Origin of the sequence: Brachybacterium sp. J144 (assembly GCF_036321705.1) — a bacterium.
GTDB lineage: Bacteria > Actinomycetota > Actinomycetes > Actinomycetales > Dermabacteraceae > Brachybacterium.
The window spans coordinates 47,999-63,754 of record NZ_JAZDCG010000014.1; the positions used below are offsets into that span (position 1 = coordinate 47,999).

The following is a 15,756-nucleotide window of genomic DNA, read 5'->3' on the forward strand; positions in this document are numbered from 1 at the left end:
GGGGCCCGCACGCAGGGAGCGGGCTGTAGCATTCCCTCAGTCCCGGCCGAGATGCGGTCGGGCCATGAGGAGCACCAGGAGATCATGAGCGCCGCCAGCGACGCCTCCAGTGACAGTCCCAGGCCTTCGGGCCTGCACTCTTACATCACACGCGGGGGGATCCGGCCATGGATCTGATCGGCCCCCTCGTCTCCCTCGCGATCGGGCTCCTGCTCATCGCCGCCTGCGGCGGATTCGTCGCCGCCGAGTTCTCCCTGATCACCGCCAACCGCAATGACGTGGAGGCGGCCGCCGCCTCCGGCGACAAGCGGGCCCGCGGGGTCCTGGAGGGCATGAGGACCCTCTCCACGCAGCTCTCCGGAGCGCAGCTGGGGATCACCGTGACCAACCTCGGCATCGGCTTCCTCGCCGAGCCGGCGATCGCCGCGCTCGTGTCCCCGACGCTGGAGGGGTGGGGCCTCGCCCCTGTCGCCGCCCGCTCGGTGTCCGTCGCCCTGGCCCTCGTGCTCGCGACGGGCATGACCATGATCTTCGGCGAGCTGGTCCCCAAGAACCTTGCGATCGCCCGACCCCTCGAGACCGCGAAGGCCGTCGTCGGCTTCCAGCGGATGTTCACGAAGGTCCTTGGCTGGCCGATCCGCCTGTTCAACGGCAATGCGAACGCGATCGTGCGCCGTCTCGGCGTCGAGCCGCAGGAGGAGCTCGGCTCGGCCCGCAGCGCCGAGGAGCTCTCGGCCCTCGTGCGCCGCAGCGCCGACGAGGGCGCCCTGCCCGCGGAGACCGCGACGCTCGTGCAACGCACCCTCGCCTTCGGCGACCGGCGCGCCCACGACGCGATGGTCCCGCGCGGCCGCATGGACGTCCTGGAGACCACCGACTCGGTCCAGGACCTGCTGGACCTCGCCCGCGAGGGCGGGCACTCCCGCTTCCCGGTCCTGAACCCGGAGAACGAGATAGCCGGAGTCGCCCATGTGCGCCACGGCCTCGCCGTGCCCTTCGCCGAGCGGCCCACCACCACCGTCGCCGCCGTCATGGGGCCGGCCACCTTCGTGCCCGACACCGTGCCGCTGGACGACCTGATGGACACCCTCCGCGGCGGCGGCCTGCAGATGGCCGTGGTGATCGACGAGTTCGGTGACCACGCCGGTCTGATCACCCTCGAGGACCTCGTCGAGGAGATCGTCGGCGAGGTCCGCGACGAGCACGACGAGGAGACCGACCCGGCCCCCGAGCCGGACGGCTCCTGGGACTTCGACGCCCGCACCCGGCCGGACGAGGCGACCGAGAGGCTCGGCGTCACCGTGCCCGAGCACGAGGACTACGACACCCTCGGCGGCCTCGTGACCATGGAGCTCGGACGCCTCGCGGAGGTCGGCGACGAGGTCGTGGTGGACACCGACCCCGCCCCCGGTGAGGACCCGGCGAGGGTCCGCATCGCGGTGACCGAGGTCGATGGCCTGCGCATCGAGACCCTCCACCTGAGCGTCGAGCCCGTCCCCGTGGACGAGGACGACGACGGGGCCGAGGGATCCGAGAAGCAGGGCCGCGGTGCTCGCAAGGACCGGGGCGGCCGTGACGAGTCGAAGGAGGCGCGTCGATGAGCGACTTCACCGGACTCGCCCTCACGCTCGTGCTGCTGCTCGCCAACGCCTTCTTCGTCGGCGCCGAGTTCTCCCTGATCTCCGCCCGCCGCTCGATCATCGAGCCGAAGGCCCTCGAGGGGAACTGGGCCGCGAAGCGCACCCTCGGCGCGATGGAGCAGGTCAGCCTGATGATGGCGGGCGCCCAGCTCGGCATCACCGTCTGCTCCCTGGCGCTCGGCGCGATCAGCGAGCCCGCGATCGCACACCTGCTCGAGGTCCCCTTCGCGTGGATCGGCGTGCCGGAGGCCCTCCAGCACCCGATCGCCTTCGTGATCGCCCTGTCCCTCGTGACCTACCTGCACGTGGTCTTCGGCGAGATGGTCCCCAAGAACATCGCGCTCGCCGGCCCGGAGCGGATGGCGATGATCCTCGGCCCGATCCTGCTGGGCATCGTCACGATCCTCCGCCCGCTGCTGTGGACCTTCAACGGCCTCGGCAACCTGGTGCTGCGGATCCTCGGCGTCGAGCCGAAGGACGAGGTCACCAGCGTGTTCACCCGGGACGAGGTGGCCGCGATGGTCAGCGAGTCCAAGGAGGGCGGCCTGCTCGAGGACAACGACGAGGCCCTGCTGCTGGGAGCGCTGTCCTTCGACGGGCGCTCGGTCGCGAACCTCGTCATCCCGCGCGGCCGGGTCTCCACCCTGCCCGAGGGCGTGACCCCCGCCGCCGCGGAGGTCGCCGCCGTGGAGGGCTTCAGCCGCTTCCCGGTCGAGGCGGCCGACGGGGCGCTCGTGGGCTACATCCACATCAAGGACGTGCTCGAGGCCTCCGAGGAGGCCCGCGACCGGCCGATCCCCGCCCACCGCATCCGCGGCCTGCCGCGGATCGGCGCGGACCAGCCGCTGCGCCGCGCCCTCGCCCAGATGCAGGCCTCCGGGGCGCATCTCGGCGCGGCCACCGACGCCGCGGGCGTCGTGATCGGCATCGTCACCCTGGAGGACATGCTCGAGGAGCTCGTGGGCCAGATCCGCGACGACTCCCGCACCGCGGCCTGATCGCGGACCCCCTCCCGACGGGGCGTGCGGCCACCCGGCCGCGCGCCCCGTCTGCGCGTTCCTCGGCGAGTGAGCGTGCATCCCCGCGCCCTCGCGCACCAGGCGGGTGAGCCGCGCCACGGAACGCGGGGACAGCGCCTCCCCGGGCGCGGTCTCGTTACGGTGGCCGCAGCACGACGACGTGCCCCGGCCCCGCGCCGGACCCGACGCGAGAGGGGATGCCGCATGGCCTTCGCCGAGCCGCAGGACGACCGGCCGCCGGATCGGCCGGCGCAGGAGCGGCGGGCTGCGTCGGCCGGGTCGCAGCCGGTCTTCTTCGTGTCCGACTCGACCGGCATCAGCGCCGAGACCATGGGCAACGCCCTGCTGCTGCAGTTCCCGAGCGTCCCCTTCGAGCGGCGCGTGATCCCCTTCGTGCGCACCGCCGCGGAGGCCCGGGAGGTGCGGGCACGGCTCGATGCGGCGGACGGGGCGATCGTCTTCCTCACCGCCGTCGACGACGCGGTGCGGGCCGAGCTGCTCACCACGCGCGCGCTGGTGATGGACCTCGTGACCGAACCGCTGACACGGCTCGAGGAGCGCCTCGGCGTCCACGGCGACCACGCCCCGGCCCGGCTCCACGGCGTCGGCGACGTGCACCGCTACAACCGGCGCATGGCGGCGGTCGAGTTCGCGATCGAGCACGACGACGGGCAGTCCATCCGGGCGCTCGAGAAGGCGGATCTCGTGCTCATCGGGCCCTCCCGCTGCGGCAAGACCCCCACCAGCATGTATCTCGCCCTCCAGCACGGACTGTTCGTCGCGAACTATCCGCTGATCGACGAGGACCTCGAGGCGGAGGTGCTGCCGAAGTCGATCCGGCGCCTCGCCGCCCGCTGCGTGGGCCTGGTGACCTCGCCGCAGCGCCTCGCCGAGGTGCGCGCCGAGCGCCGGCCGGGCTCGCGGTACGCCTCCCTCGAACAGACCCGCTGGGAGCTCAGCCGTGCCCGCCGGGTCTGCTCCACGCACTCCATCCCCGTCGTCGACTCCTCCACGAGATCCGTCGAGGAGATGTCCGCCCTGATCCTGCAGAGCCTCGAGAAGCGCGGAGCCCCGCACCGCTGAGGCCCGGCCGCCATGACCGTCCGCCCGTCCCCACCCCACCTCCCGGCCCTATCTCACCCCCACCCCCACCCCAGGAGCAGCAATGACGCAGCGCATCCGATGGTTCTCCGAGCTCGGCCTCGACGATCTCGAGCAGGTCGGCGGGAAGAACGCCTCCCTCGGCGAGATGGTCTCCCATCTCACCGCCCTCGGCGTCCAGGTCCCCGACGGCTTCGCCACCACGGCCGACGCCTACCGGGAGCTGCTCGCCGGCACCGGCCTCGCCGACCGGATCGACGCCCGCCTGCGGGACCTCGACGTGGAGGACACCATCGCGCTCGCCGAGGCGGGGGCCGAGATCCGCCGCATGGTGATCGAGCAGCCGCTCCCCGCCGCCCTCGAGGAGGAGATCCGTACCGCCTACGCGGCGCTCGCCGCGGGCAGCGGGGCGGAGGTCTCGTTCGCGGTGCGCTCGTCCGCGACCGCCGAGGACCTCCCGGACGCGTCCTTCGCCGGCCAGCAGGAGACCTTCCTGAACGTGCGCGGCATCGACGCGGTGCTCACCGCGATCCGCGAGGTGTTCGCCTCCCTCTACAACGACCGCGCGATCGCCTACCGCGTCCACCACGCCTTCGACCACGCCGCTGTGGCGCTGAGCGCCGGGGTGCAGCGGATGGTCCGCTCCGACCTCGGGGCGAGCGGCGTGCTGTTCACCGTCGACACCGAGTCAGGCTTCCCCGGCGCCGTGTTCGTGACCAGCGCCTACGGCCTCGGAGAGGGGGTGGTGCAGGGAGCGGTCAACCCGGACGAGTTCTACGTGCTGAAGTCCGCGCTGCGCGAGGGGAGGCCCGCGATCCTGGCCCGGAGCGTCGGCGAGAAGGCGACCGCGATGGTCTACACCGCCGATCCCACCGTCGGCCGGACCACGGAGTTCGTGGAGGTCGAGCCGGTCCGTCGGCGGCGGTTCTCGCTCACCGACGAGCAGGTCTTGGACCTCGCCCGGCAGGCGCTGATCATCGAGGAGCACTACGGCCGGCCGATGGACGTCGAGTGGGGCCTGGACGGCACGGACGGCGGGCTGTACATCCTGCAGGCGCGCCCCGAGACGGTGCAGTCCCGCGCCGGATCCACCGTGGAGAAGCACCGGCTCGAGGAGCGGGGCGAGGTGCGCGCGGAGGGCCGCGCGATCGGGGCCCGGATCGGCGCGGGACCGGTGCGCGTGCTGACCTCCCTCGAGCAGATGCACGATTTCCGGCCCGGCGAGGTGCTGGTCGCGGACATGACCGACCCCGACTGGGAGCCGATCATGAAGCGGGCCGCCGCGATCGTCACCGACCGCGGGGGACGCACCTGCCACGCGGCGATCATCGCCCGCGAGCTGGGGATCCCCGCCGTCGTCGGGACCGGGAGCGCGACGGGCACCCTGCGCGACGGCGAGGAGGTCACCGTCTCCGCCGCCGAGGGCGACACCGGCTACGTCTACGCCGGCAGGCTGCCGGTCACCGTCACCACCTCGCAGGTGGACGCGATGCCCGAGATCCCCACCCGGATCATGATGAACGTCGGCAATCCGGAGCAGGCCTTCTCCTTCTCCCGGCTGCCGCACCAGGGCGTGGGCCTGGCGCGGCTCGAGTTCCTGGTGAACCGGCAGATCGGCATCCACCCCCGTGCACTGCTCGAGCTCGACCGGCTCGAGCGGGACCGGCCCGAGCTCGCCGAGCGGGTGCGCGAGCGGATCGCCGCCTACCCCGGGCCGCGGGAGTTCTTCGTGCGCCGCATCGCCGAGGGCGTCTCGATGATCGCGGCGGCCTTCGCCCCCGAGCCGGTGATCGTGCGGATGAGCGACTTCAAGTCCAACGAGTACGCGAACCTGCTGGGCGGTGACGAGTTCGAGCCGCGCGAGGAGAACCCGATGCTCGGCTACCGGGGCGCCTCCCGGTACGTCTCCGAGGACTTCGCGGCGTGCTTCGCGCTGGAGGCCGAGGCGCTGCGCCACGTGCGCGAGGAGATGGGGCTTGCGAACGTGAAGCTCATGATCCCCTTCGTGCGCACCCCGGAGGAGGGGCGGGCGGTGATCGACCTGCTCGCCGCGCACGGCCTGGTGCGCGGCGAGAACGGGCTCGAGGTCATGATGATGTGCGAGATCCCCGCGAACGCCCTACGGGCCGAGGAGTTCCTCGAGCACTTCGACGGCTTCTCGATCGGCTCGAACGACCTCACGCAGCTGACCCTGGGCCTGGACCGCGACTCGGCGCTGGTCGCGGAGCGGTTCGACGAGCGGGACCCCGCGGTGCTCTTCCTGCTGCAGCGCGCGATCGAGGCCTGCCACGCCGCCGGGAAGTACGTCGGCATCTGCGGGCAGGGGCCGAGCGACCATCCGGACCTCGCCGAATGGCTCGTGGACCGGGGCATCGACTCGCTGTCGCTGAACCCGGACACCGTGGTCGAGACCTGGCAGCGGCTGGGGCAGCGGGAGGAGCGGGCCGGGACCGCCTGAGCGGCGGGTCACGCGGTGCCCGGCCGACGGGGGCCGGGCCCGACGGGGGCAGACGGGTGGTGCCGGTGGTCAGTCGTCCACGTGGTCGACGGCCACCGGCATTATCTCGCCGGTGCGGGTGCCGGGCCCGCCGTGGCTCTCGGTGCCCGGCACCGAGGTGACCGTGGTCAGCAGGAAGACGGAGTCGTCGAGCGCCTCCACCCCGTGACGGTGATGCGTGAGCGCCTCGAGCTGCCCCGTCTCGATCACCACCGGGTCCTCGCCCGTGATGCGCACCTTCCCGCGGATCATCTGGATCGAGGCGGCGGGCGGGGAGTTGTGCTCGCCGAGGGAGACGCCCTGGCGGAGCGCGATGACGGTCTGCCGCAGCGGGCCGTCGTGGATCAGGATCTCGGCGTGACGGCCGTTGGGGGCCTTTCGGGCCTCCGCGATGGCCAGGGTGATCGCCTCGGACAGGGCGGGCATGGGGTCCTCCTCGCAGCGACGTCGCTTCGCTCCAGTATGGGCCGCGCGACGCGTCCCGTCAGCGGATCGGCGAGGTCCGACGGCGAGTCGGGTCAGCCGTCCACGGCGGCGCGGGCGCGGGCCAGCATCTCGCGCTCGCTCACCCCGGCGGCCGCTGCGGCGGCGGCGACGTCCCGGAACTCGGGCTCGCGCCGCACGACGGATCCGTCGGCGTCGCGGGCGACCTTCACCGCGATCCGGTGCCCGTCGACCTCGACGCTCTCGAAGGAGCGGGTGCGGATGGTCCGCTCGACGCGGTGGCGGCGCACTCCGAGGCTGCCGGTGCGGTCCATGAGCAGGGACGACGCCTCCTCGGCGGCGTCCTCGCGGACCAGCGCGTGGACGGTCACCGCGGGCCGGCCGTGCTTCATGACGATCGGGGTGAGCCAGGCGTCGAGCGCGCCGTCCGAGAGCAGGGCCTCGATCACGCCCGGCCACAGCCGCGGGTCGAGGTCGTCGACGTTCGCCTCGAGCTGCACGGCGGCGGTGGGGGTGTCGTGGGCGTCCGCCGCGGCGACGGAGCCCGCGGCGGCAGCGGGGCTCGCCGCACCGGCGGTGCCGACGAGGACACGCACCACGTTCGGCCGACCGGGGGTGTCCTTGGTGCCCGCGCCCACCCCGAGGACGAGCACGGTCATCGCCGGCTGCGGGCCCGCGGTCCTCGCGAGACCGCGCAGCAGCGCAACGCCCGTGGGGGTCGCGAGCTCGCCGATGCCGGGGGCGACGCCCGCGGGGACGCGCCGGCCGCCGTGCTCGTGCGGGCCGCCGGCCATGTGCGCGGGCACGGTCGCGTCCGAGTCGGGGACCTCGACGACGGGGTGGTCGTGGTCGTGCCCGTGACCGTGCGTGTGCCCGTGACCGTGCGTGTGCCCGTGACCGTGCGAGTGACTGTGGCCGCGGGCGGGGAGGATCTCGCCGGCGACCGTCGGCCAGCCGAGCGCGAGCCGCGCGACCGCGGGCACCGGCACCGGGATGTCTCCGTGCGCGGCGCGGATCCGGCCGCTGCCGACGGCGAGCACGCTCCCGGTGCCGTCCTCGATGCCCAGCTGCCGCCAGGCCTCGCACGCCCCGATCACGTCCGCGAGCGAGTCCAGCGCCCCCACCTCGTGGAAGTGGACCTCGTCCGCTGGGACGCCGTGGGTCGCCCCCTCGGCGTCGGCGAGTCGCCCGAACACCGCGAGGGACAGGTCGATGGTCCGGGCGGGGACGTCGTCCCGGCCGCGGGCGCCCTCGAGCAGGGCCCGGATCGAGGACCAGGTGCGGTGCGGCGGATCCTCGACCCGCACCTCGACGTCCACCTTGGTCGCGCTCTGCCCGCCGCGGTCCACGCGCCGGCGCACGAAGCGCACCGAGTCCGGGACCAGCGCATCGAGCACGTGCTGCACGCCGTCGAGATCCGCGCCCGCGTCCACGAGGGCCGCGAGCAGCATGTCCCCGGCGATCCCGGCGGTCGCGTCGATGTAGGCGGAGCGAGGGGCGGCGGGCGCGTCGGCGGTCATCCCCCGATCGTAGTGATCGGTGCGCGATCTGTTGAAGGGAACGTCGCCGACGGCCGTGCGGCCTGGAGGATCGGGGCGCGTCGGGAGTGGGGTAGCGTCGTGGTGTGCGGAGACGACAGCTGGGGGCGGCGCTGTGGATGCTGAGCGCCGTCACCCTGCCGGCAGAGATCGTGGCGGGGCTCCTCGCGGCCCCGCAGTACCACTGGCTGCACCAGACCATCAGCGAGCTCGGCATCCCGGCCGGGACGCTCGGTGGGATGCCCATGCATTCCGTGCTGAACTTGGCGCTGGTCCTGGCCGGCGCCTGCCTCGTCGCCGGGACGGTGCTCCTGCTGCCTTCGCTGGGGCGCGGGTGGCGGCGTGGGGTCGGTGCTGGCGCGCTCCTCCTGTGCGGTGCGAGCACGGCCGCGACGGGACTGATCCCGCTGGACGTCGACGTCGCGCTCCACGTCCTCGTGTCGATCCCGACGCTCGCGCTGGCCGCGGTGCCAGGTCTGGCGCTCGGCCCCGTGCTGCTGCGTCCCGGCGCTCTCCGCACTGTGGTCCTCGCTGTGTCCGTGCTGGCGCTCGCGAGCGGCATCGTCGTCGGCCTCTGGATCGAAGCGCCGCTGCCCGGCCTCCTCGAACGCGTGGCGGTGTGGCCCACCACCGTGATCATCGCGCTCCTCGGCGTGGCTCTGGTCGGCCGGCTGCCCGCTCAGGCTGCTGAGCGCTCCGCCTCCGTCGGTGCTGCTGAGTAGGCTCGGTCCGACCCCGGTCGGGGTCGCATCGATGGTCCGCACTCCCGATCCCGCCCCAGGAGGCCCGATGCCCCGCAGCTCCCGCGGCGACCGTCCGCAGACCGGGCCGTCGAGCCCCGCCGCCCTCGAGGCGGCCGAGCGGAACCCCTTCACCCCCGGCTTCGGCCTCGTCCCGCGCGTCCTCGCCCTGCAGGGCACCCCGGTCGAGGACTTCGCGGCCGCGCTCGCCGGCCGGCGCGGCGCCGGGGAGCGGTCCGTGCTGATCGCAGGGGCGCGCGGCGTCGGCAAGACGGTGCTGCTGGGGCAGCTGCGCGAGGTGGCCGCGCGGGCCGGCTGGCGCACCCTGGTGCTGCACACCTCCTCGGCCTCGATGGTCGAGGAGCTGCGGGGCGGCGCCGTGGACCTGCTGCGCGAGGTCGACCCGGAGGCGGAGCAGATGCGCGCCACCTCCGCCGAGGGCGGGGCTTTCGGGGTGCGCGCCGGGGCGGATGTCGAGTTCGTCGACCGCTACGCCGGGGAGAAGGTGCCGCTGGGTCGCCTCCTCGAGCGGCTCGCCGCCCTCCTCACCCGGGACGGAGGGGGCCTGCTGGTGAGCGTCGACGAGGTGCAGTCCGCGGACCATGCCCAGCTGCGCGAGGTCACCCAGCACCTGCAGGACCTCATCGGGGCGGGCCACGGCGCGGGCTTCCTCGCCGCGGGGATCCGCACCGGCGTCGACGAGCTGCTCGCCCACCCGGGCACCACCTTCCTGCGCCGCGCCCACCGGATCGACATCAGCTCGGTGGACGTCGGCACCGCCGCCGAGGTGATCCGCCAGACCGTCGCCGACACCTCCCGCTCCATCACCCCCGAGGCCGCGGTGCGGGCCGGCGAGATCAGCCACGGCTACCCGTATCTCATCCAGGTGATCGGCGCGGAGGCCTGGGCCCGCGCGGGCGATGCGTCGACGATCGAGATCGAGGACGTCGACGCCGCGCGCGCGGCCACGATCGACGCGATGGTCGTCAACGTCCACGGCCCCGCCCTCCGGGACGTCACCGGGCGGCGCATGGACTACCTCCAGGCGATGCTCGAGGACGAGGGACCGAGCGCCGTCGGCGACGTCGCCGCCCGCCTCGGCCTGGACACCCGGGCGGCGGGAGTGCACCGCGCCCGGCTGATCGGCGAGGAGCTGCTGCAGGCGTCCGGCCACGGCCGCGTCGCGCTCGCCCTGCCCTACCTGCGGGAAGCCCTCGAGCGCGTGCGCGAGACCGGATCCACCCGCCGCGCCGCCGCGCCCGCCCAGGTCACGCGGCCGGTGCGGCGGAACGGCTGACGGGCCACCCCCGCCCGGGCAGACCGAGACCCCGTCCGGACCGCGACCCCCGCCCCACCCGGCCACGGCTTTGCGCGCTGTGCTTCCAGGAGTGGAAGCACAGCGCGCAATGGTGCGCGGGGTACGTGAGGGGAGCTGCTTGGTCAGCCAGCGGCTCACCCCGCGCAGTTCACGCAGGTCGACGCGGCCGGACGGATCCGCAGCCGAGCCCGCGGGATCTCGGTGCCGCAGGAGGCGCACCGACCGTAGGTGCCGTCCGCCAGGCGCTCGTCGGCGGCGTCGAGCTCCAGCAGGTGCCGCTCGGCCGCGTCCAGCAGGGCCTCCAACCGGGAGCGCTCCACGGCGGTGGTCGCCCCTTCGGGATCGTGCTCGTCATCCGTCGAGGTCAGCTCCATGCCGTCGACGATCGAGCGGTAATCCCGGCGCAGTGACGCGACGCGCTCCTGCGTGCGCTGACGCTCCTGCGCCAGCAGCTCCGAGAGCGCGTCGCGATCGGGCCGGCCGGTCATAGGATCAGCTCTCGGCGCCGGAGATGTTGACCTGCCACTCGATGCCGAAGCGGTCGGTGAAGGCGCCGTACACGTCGCCCCACATCTGCTTCTCGAGCGGCATCTGGATCGTGCCGCCCACGGAGAGCTTCTCGTAGGCGCTGCGGAGCACCGCCTCGTCGTCGCCCATGAGGGAGAGGGTGACGTTGGTGCCGGGCTTGTGCTCGCCCATGCCCTCCACGACGTCCGAGACGTACAGGCGGATCAGCTCGGTGACCTCGAGGGAGCCGTGCATGATCTTGTCCGCCGCGGGATCATCGGCCGGGACGGCCTGGAACTCGCCGAAGGTGGCGAACTGGGGCGTGGCCCCGAGGGCCGCGCCGTAGAACTCGAACGCCTCGCGGGCGTTGCCGTCGAAGTTGAGGTACGGGTGGAGTGCTGCGGGCATGGCGGACGTCCTCCTCGGCATCGGCGCCGGCCCGGTGCCGGGCGCTCACAGCGAGCGTAGATGCGGGGTCCGACGGGTGGAACCCCCGCGGGCGACGGCCAGGTGGTGGAGGTGACCGCCGCCGCCGCCGGTAGCCTGGCCCGGTCGTCCCGTGGTCAGCGAAGGAGCCGCACCGATGGACCCCGACCAGCGCCCGATGGGCCTCCTGCTGGACCTGCAGGAGCGCGCCGCCGGCGTCGACCCCGCCGCGCTGCGGCTCTCCTGGATCGTGCCCCCGCTGGGGGACGCGCGACAGCGCTCCTACCGGCTGCAAGTCGCCGAGGACCCCGCCTGCGCGCAGATCCTCTGGGACTCGGGCCCCGTCGACTCCCCGGACTCGACCGGCGTGCTCCTCGAGGACCTGCCGCTCACCCCCTCCACCCCGTACTGGTGGCGGGTGCGGGTCGCGACCTCGGAGCCCGGCGACTGGTCCGCACCCGCTCTGTTCACCACCGCCCCGGACCGCTGGCCCGCCCGCCCGATCTGGGCCGCAGGCGAGGCGGACTGGGCCCTGCTCCGCAGCGAGCTCACCCTGCCGGACGCCCCGATCCGCGCCGCCTTCCTCGAGAGCGTCGGCCTCTCCCCGGAGGGCGCACCGGCCGGTGCCGCCGGGCCCCGCGGCGGCCGCCAGCACGTCGCCAAGATCTGGGTGAACGGGCAGGTCGCCGGGTTCAGCAGCGCCCGCAGCGCCGACGGCCGGCCCTCGCTCCACACCCACCACGTCGCGGACCTGCTGCGCCCGGGCGCGAACGCCCTCGCCGTGCTCGCCTGGGCGCAGGAGGGGCGGCAGGTCGCCGTGCGCCTCGTCGTCGTCCTCGCCGACGGCACCCGGCTCGAGCACATGACCGCCCCGGACACCTGGCGCGCCCTCCCCGGCGACCGACTGCTGCCCGGCACCCGCAGCATCGGCGGCTTCTGGTACCACGCCCCCGCGGAGGACTGGGACCTGCGGGAGGAGCCGGCCGGCTGGACCCTCCCCGGCGTCGACGACAGCGGCTGGGCGCCGGCGAGCGCCGCGCCGCCGCTGCCCGCAGAGCCCGTGCCCGCCACCGTCTCCCTGCACCAGGAGACCGGGGCGACCCTGCGACCGGAGCCCGTCGGCGGCGACCCCGTCGGCCCCGCCCCCGGCGCACCGGATCCGCCGCAACCAACTCCCGTCGGCCCTGCGACCGTCGGCCCCGACGCGGCCCCCGCCGCGACCTGGCGGATCGACCTGGGCCGGGAGATCGTCGGCGGCCTGCGCCTCCGCTGCCGCGCGAGCGACGGCGCCCGGATCGCCGTCCGCCTCGGCGAGCAGCGGGACGAGCACGGCCGCGTCCTCTCCGCGATGCCCACCGGGAACGTGTACGAGGAGACGTGGACGCTGCGCGCGGGGGAGCAGGAGGTCGAGCACTGGGGCTACCGCGCCTTCCGCTACGCCGATCTCCACCTGCTCTCCGGCACGGTCTCGGACCTCGAGGTCACGCCCACCCTCCTCACCTCCGGCACCGCCCCCACCGGGGCCTTCGCCTCCTCGGATCCGGACCTCGACCGGGTGCACGAGCTGTGCCGCTACTCCATCGAGGCCACCACCCTGGACCTCTACCTCGACACCCCCGCCCGGGAGCGCCTGCCCTACGAGGGCGACGCCTACGTCAACCAGCTCTCCCAGTACGCGTGCGAGCGGAGCTATGCGCTCGCCCGTGCGAGCACCCGGTACCTCACCCGTCGGCCCACCTGGCCCGCCGAGTACCACCTCATGCCCGTCCTCCTGGCCTGGGAGGACTATCTCGCCACCGGCGACGACGGCCAGCTGCGCACCGACCTCGACCTCTGGCGCGCCGCCGGCTACGACCGGTTCCTCGGCGAGGACGGCCTCGTGCACCTCGAGCCCGGCAGCTCCAGCGGCTGGGACGCCGTCCTCGTGGATTGGCCCGTGACCTGCCGCGACGACGTGGAGATCACCGAGGTCAGCACCGTCCTGAACGCCTTCCAGGCCGCGGCGCACGATGCCCTCGCCCGGATCTGCCGGGCGCTCGGCCGGCCCCGTGAGGCCGCGCACCACGCGGAGCGGGCGGCGGGCCTGCGTACGGCGATGGAGCACCTGCTGGTGCGGGCCGACGGGGTGCTCCGCGACGGGCTCCGCGCCGACGGGAGCGTCGTCGAGCACGCCGCCCAGCACTCGAGCGCCATCCCCGTCGCCCTCGGCCAGGCGCCGGCCGCGCACCGCGACGCGCTCGCCGAGCACCTCGCCGCCGGCGGGATGCGCATGAGCATCTACGGCGCCCAGTTCCTGCTCGACGCCCTCTTCTCCCTGGGACGGGCCGATGAGGCCCTCGCCCTGCTCACCTCCCGTGGGGAGCGCGGCTGGCTGCACGGGATCGACGACCTCGGCGCGACGATCGTGCCCGAGGCCTGGGACCCCTCCCTCAAGCCCAACATGACCTACTCCCACGCCTGGGGCACCGCCCCCGTCAACGTCCTCGCCCGCTGGGTGCTGGGAGTGCGCGTGGTCGCCCCCGGCGCGGCCCGGCTCGAGATCGCCCCGCAGCCCGGACCGCTGCGTTGGATGGCGGGCACCGTCCCCACGATCCGCGGGGACGTGCGCGTGCGCTACGACGCGGCGGGGCGCGAGCTCGAGGTGGACGTGCCCGCGAACGCGACCGCGGTGGTGCGCTGGGGAACCGTGCAGTGGGAGGTCGGCCCGGGGGTGACGGTGCTGCACCTGCCCTGACGGCGCCGGGAGACGGTCAGGGGGCGTCGTCCGGCTCGGGAACCGCTGCCGCCGACGCCAGCCGGCGCAGATAACGCTGCTCGGACGGGCTCCGGGTGCGCTCGGCCGCACGCAGGAAGGCGGCGCGCGCCTCCTCCTCCCGCCCCAGCCGGGCGAGGAGGTGCCCAGTCACCGCCTCATGGCGATGGGAGAGCGGCGGATGCATGGCGAGCAGGTCCAGTCCCGCATGCGGACCCTCCACCTCGGCGGTCGCCACCGCGAGCCCCAGCAGCACCGCCGGGGTCGGCTCGAGATCCGCCAGCATGCGGTAGAGCACCAGGATCTGCGGCCAGTCGGTGGCATCGCTCGTCCCCGCCTCGGCGTGGACGGCCGCGATCGCCGCCTGCAGCTGGAACGGTCCCACCGGGCCCACCGGCAGGGTCCGCTCCAGCAGGGAGATCCCCTCCCGCACCAGGGCGTGGTCCCACCGCGATCGGTCCTGGACGAGGAGAGGCACGATCTCCCCGTCGGCGTCCAGGCGAGCGGGAGCCCGGGCATGGGTGAGCAGCAGCAGCGCCAGGAGACCCGCGCTCTCCGGCTCCGCCGGCCGGGCCGCGAGGACCGCGCGCGCCACCCGGACGGCGGCGTCGCCGAGCAGTCGGTCGGTGCCCCGTCCGCGCTCGGCCAGGGAATGGTCCTGGGCGTAGAGCGCGGAGACGGCGTGGCGGACCGCATGCAGTCGGAGGGGCAGATCCGCGCCGGTGGGCGCGGGGAGGCCGGCCCCGTCGGCACGCAGGCGGGCCTTCGCCCGGGAGATCCGCTGCGCCATCGTCGACTCCGGCACGAAGAAGCAGGTCGCCAGCTCGGCGGTGCGCAGTCCGCCGACCGCCCTCAGCATCAGCGCGGTCTGGGAGGCCGGGGTCAGGGAGGGATGCGCGCAGAGCAGGAGCAGGGGGAGGAGGTCCTCTCCGTCGCCCGACGCCCCGTGCGCGTCCTCGATCGGGTCGCCGGGGTCCCCGTGCAGCGGCTCCTCGAGCCGGGCCGCCCGCTCCTCGCGGGCGCGTCGCGCGGCGTCCGCGCGGATGCCGTCGATCAGGCGCCGCGAGGCGACCGCCCGCAGCCAGGCCCGCGGGGAGTCGGGCAGGCCGTCGCGCGGCCACTGCTCCGAGGCGGCCAGGAGCGCCAGCTGCACGGCGTCCTCGCAGTCCGCGAGGTCCCCGTGCCGACGCAGCAGCGCGGCGAGGACGTGCGGCGCCTCGCGGCGCCACACGTCCTCCAGGTCCGAGGCGGGATCAGGACTCGTCGGGAGCCTCGCTCATCACCGGACGCAGCTCCACCGTCTCCCCGCGGGCGCCGAACAGGCCGGCGATCTCCGCCGCCCGCTCGGGCGTCTCGGTGTCGACGATGAAGAACCCGGCGAGGTGCTCGCGGCCCTCGGCGTAGGGGCCGTCGACGACGATCCGTCGGTCGCCCTCCCAGCGGAACAGCCGCGAGCCCGAGGGGGCGGCGAGCGCCTCGGCATGGACGAGCTCGCCGCGCTCGAGGACCTCGCCGAACGCCGCGTCGAAGGAGCGGGAGTCGGCCTCCCGCTCCGCGGCGGACCGGGCCTGCTCCTCCGGCAGGTAGTCCGGGGTGGGATGGACCCAGGGCTGGGGGTTGGAGTGGATCAGGATCACGTACTTCATCGGGAGCTCCTCGGTGGGGTCGGGCGGTCGGGGGCGGATGCCCTCGACGAGTTGTCGACGCCGCGCCGCGGATCTCGACATCGACGGTCCGGACGGGCACGATGAAGCGGCGGACGTGCCCGAGGGTA

At 74.3% G+C, this 15,756-nt stretch carries 13 protein-coding genes; 7 read left to right on the forward strand and 6 right to left on the reverse strand.

The annotated features are described in order from the left end of the window. The first annotated feature begins 167 nt into the window (after positions 1-167). The 4 genes from V1260_RS06345 to ppsA all read left to right on the forward strand — a co-directional run bounded on the left by V1260_RS06345 (position 168) and on the right by ppsA (position 6,218). Entirely contained in the window at positions 168-1,601 is a 1,434-nt protein-coding gene (locus V1260_RS06345; protein WP_329745960.1) for a hemolysin family protein, read from the forward strand. Next, positions 1,598-2,638 (forward strand): hemolysin family protein, encoded by a 1,041-nt coding sequence (locus V1260_RS06350; RefSeq protein ID WP_329745961.1) that lies wholly within the window; start codon positions 1,598-1,600, stop codon positions 2,636-2,638. Before V1260_RS06345 ends, V1260_RS06350 begins: the two co-directional genes overlap by 4 nt. A gap of 225 nt (positions 2,639-2,863) precedes the next feature. Next, positions 2,864-3,742, forward strand: a complete 879-nt coding sequence (locus V1260_RS06355) for a pyruvate, water dikinase regulatory protein (RefSeq protein ID WP_329745962.1) — start codon at positions 2,864-2,866, stop codon at positions 3,740-3,742. 82 nt (positions 3,743-3,824) lie between these two features. Continuing rightward, the gene (gene ppsA, locus V1260_RS06360) at positions 3,825-6,218 is read left to right on the forward strand and encodes a phosphoenolpyruvate synthase (RefSeq protein ID WP_329745963.1); all 2,394 of its coding nucleotides are present in this window, start codon (positions 3,825-3,827) and stop codon (positions 6,216-6,218) included. 69 nt (positions 6,219-6,287) lie between these two features. Here the strand turns inward: ppsA and V1260_RS06365 are convergent, their stop codons facing one another. Further along, positions 6,288-6,683 carry a hypothetical protein gene (locus V1260_RS06365; protein ID WP_329745964.1) on the reverse strand — a complete coding sequence of 132 codons (396 nt, stop codon included), beginning with the start codon at positions 6,681-6,683 and terminating at the stop codon, positions 6,288-6,290. A gap of 92 nt (positions 6,684-6,775) precedes the next feature. Then, entirely contained in the window at positions 6,776-8,221 is a 1,446-nt protein-coding gene (locus V1260_RS06370; RefSeq protein WP_329745965.1) for a LarC family nickel insertion protein, read from the reverse strand. 104 nt (positions 8,222-8,325) lie between these two features. On the opposite strand from V1260_RS06370, the gene V1260_RS06375 reads away from it, so the two are divergent. Then, positions 8,326-8,961 (forward strand): DUF998 domain-containing protein, encoded by a 636-nt coding sequence (locus tag V1260_RS06375; protein ID WP_329745966.1) that lies wholly within the window; start codon positions 8,326-8,328, stop codon positions 8,959-8,961. Between the two features lie 67 nt (positions 8,962-9,028). Continuing rightward, a complete protein-coding gene (locus tag V1260_RS06380; protein ID WP_329745967.1) occupies positions 9,029-10,276 on the forward strand; it encodes an AAA family ATPase in 1,248 nt (415 codons plus the stop codon). A 155-nt stretch (positions 10,277-10,431) separates the two neighbouring features. On the opposite strand, the gene V1260_RS06385 is transcribed toward V1260_RS06380, so the two are convergent. Together V1260_RS06385 and V1260_RS06390 are read right to left on the reverse strand one after the other, a co-directional pair. After that, complete coding sequence (locus V1260_RS06385; protein WP_329745968.1) at positions 10,432-10,785, reverse strand: TraR/DksA family transcriptional regulator; 354 nt, start codon at positions 10,783-10,785, stop codon at positions 10,432-10,434. Between the two features lie 4 nt (positions 10,786-10,789). Next, positions 10,790-11,212 carry a VOC family protein gene (locus V1260_RS06390; RefSeq protein WP_329745969.1) on the reverse strand — a complete coding sequence of 141 codons (423 nt, stop codon included), beginning with the start codon at positions 11,210-11,212 and terminating at the stop codon, positions 10,790-10,792. Between the two features lie 175 nt (positions 11,213-11,387). Here V1260_RS06390 and V1260_RS06395 point away from each other — a divergent pair, with 175 nt between their 5' ends. Beyond that, positions 11,388-13,964 (forward strand): family 78 glycoside hydrolase catalytic domain, encoded by a 2,577-nt coding sequence (locus tag V1260_RS06395; protein WP_329745970.1) that lies wholly within the window; start codon positions 11,388-11,390, stop codon positions 13,962-13,964. A gap of 16 nt (positions 13,965-13,980) precedes the next feature. Here the strand turns inward: V1260_RS06395 and V1260_RS06400 are convergent, their stop codons facing one another. Both V1260_RS06400 and V1260_RS06405 read right to left on the reverse strand, forming a co-directional pair. Continuing rightward, positions 13,981-15,213, reverse strand: coding sequence for an RNA polymerase sigma factor (locus tag V1260_RS06400; protein WP_329745971.1), 1,233 nt, complete (start codon positions 15,211-15,213; stop codon positions 13,981-13,983). 22 nt (positions 15,214-15,235) lie between these two features. Next, the gene (locus V1260_RS06405; RefSeq protein ID WP_329745972.1) at positions 15,236-15,628 is read right to left on the reverse strand and encodes a YciI family protein; all 393 of its coding nucleotides are present in this window, start codon (positions 15,626-15,628) and stop codon (positions 15,236-15,238) included. Positions 15,629-15,756: the final 128 nt, after the last annotated feature.

Excerpts from the sequence above, each read along its gene's own strand:
- ppsA (WP_329745963.1), top strand. The coding sequence starts at position 3,825 with ATGACGCAGCGCATCCGATGGTTCTCCGAGCTCGGCCTCGACGATCTC.
- V1260_RS06395 (WP_329745970.1), top strand. The coding sequence starts at position 11,388 with ATGGACCCCGACCAGCGCCCGATGGGCCTCCTGCTGGACCTGCAGGAG.
- V1260_RS06390 (WP_329745969.1), bottom strand. The coding sequence starts at position 11,212 with ATGCCCGCAGCACTCCACCCGTACCTCAACTTCGACGGCAACGCCCGC.
- V1260_RS06365 (WP_329745964.1), bottom strand. The coding sequence starts at position 6,683 with ATGCCCGCCCTGTCCGAGGCGATCACCCTGGCCATCGCGGAGGCCCGA.
- V1260_RS06380 (WP_329745967.1), top strand. The coding sequence starts at position 9,029 with ATGCCCCGCAGCTCCCGCGGCGACCGTCCGCAGACCGGGCCGTCGAGC.
- V1260_RS06370 (WP_329745965.1), bottom strand. The coding sequence starts at position 8,221 with ATGACCGCCGACGCGCCCGCCGCCCCTCGCTCCGCCTACATCGACGCG.
- V1260_RS06350 (WP_329745961.1), top strand. The coding sequence starts at position 1,598 with ATGAGCGACTTCACCGGACTCGCCCTCACGCTCGTGCTGCTGCTCGCC.
- V1260_RS06355 (WP_329745962.1), top strand. The coding sequence starts at position 2,864 with ATGGCCTTCGCCGAGCCGCAGGACGACCGGCCGCCGGATCGGCCGGCG.
- V1260_RS06345 (WP_329745960.1), top strand. The coding sequence starts at position 168 with ATGGATCTGATCGGCCCCCTCGTCTCCCTCGCGATCGGGCTCCTGCTC.
- V1260_RS06385 (WP_329745968.1), bottom strand. The coding sequence starts at position 10,785 with ATGACCGGCCGGCCCGATCGCGACGCGCTCTCGGAGCTGCTGGCGCAG.
- V1260_RS06405 (WP_329745972.1), bottom strand. The coding sequence starts at position 15,628 with ATGAAGTACGTGATCCTGATCCACTCCAACCCCCAGCCCTGGGTCCAT.